The organism is uncultured Virgibacillus sp. (assembly GCF_947495635.1).
In the GTDB taxonomy this organism is placed as follows: Bacteria; Bacillota; Bacilli; order Bacillales; family Amphibacillaceae; genus Virgibacillus; species Virgibacillus salarius.
Genome location: NZ_CANMAB010000206.1, coordinates 1 through 957, shown reverse-complemented (window position 1 = coordinate 957; position 957 = coordinate 1). Strand labels below are relative to the sequence as shown.

The 957-nt window shown below is 34.0% G+C and carries 1 protein-coding gene; it reads right to left on the bottom strand.

Features of this window, described 5'->3' with window-relative positions:
* The coding region (locus Q1A47_RS20490) for a condensation domain-containing protein (RefSeq protein ID WP_299632744.1) at positions 1 to 957 on the bottom strand (957 nt) is incomplete at both ends.

Genomic DNA, 957 nt, shown 5'->3' with positions numbered 1-957 from the left:
TTGTTTTTGACAGTGTTCAATGATTTGTAGTAAGTAGCTCTTATATGATGCGGCTACCATCTTCATTGTACTTTCATGATATTTCTTACTATTGTATGAAAATCTAAATTCTAGTTGATGACTGGAGACCATTCCTGAAATATCAATGTCAAATAGTCTTTCACTTTCTAAACTAATGGAATCTCCATGTGAGAAAGTGGACATATTAAAGAATCCATTTTTCGTATTTTCATCAAACTGACCGAGATAATTAAACTTTATTGAAGAATTTATGTGATTAAAGGTCTCATCACGGTCTTTTTCCAAATATTCTAGTATTCCATAACCAATGCCTTTATTAGGTACATGTCTTAATATTTCTTTTACATGTTTAATCACAACAGCTATTTGATTCGACTTATCTAACTCCAGTAGTACAGGGTAATGCGTAGTAAACCAGCCTATTGTCCTTGAAATATCTATATCGCCTTCAAGCGTTTCTCTCCCATGTCCTTCTAGCATTAAAAGAATTTGGTTTTCAGCTGTCCAATCGTGAATAGCCAACCCTAAAGCAGTCAATAAGATGTCATTAATCTCTGTATTATAGGCTTTATTTGTTTTCTTTAGTAAATTCTCCGTGTACTCTTTACTTATTTCAATGTACACATCACGATAATATTTTGCTTTATTGGAGTACCCCTGATCCTTTTTATCTACTGGTAACCCCGTTCCTTTAGCCCTACCGATTTGCTTCCAATATTCTAGCTCTTCTAATAGAACATCTCCATGTAGCTGTTCTGTTAAATAAATACCCCAATCTCGAAAAGAATTAGTCTTTTTCTGGAAGGCTACCTCTTTTTCTTGACTAACTTGATGGTAGCCTTCTGTGAAATCTTCTAATAGAATTCTCCATGAAACTCCGTCTATCACTAAATGGTGAATCACAAAAAGTAAATGGTCCCCTTCATTCGTTTGAAA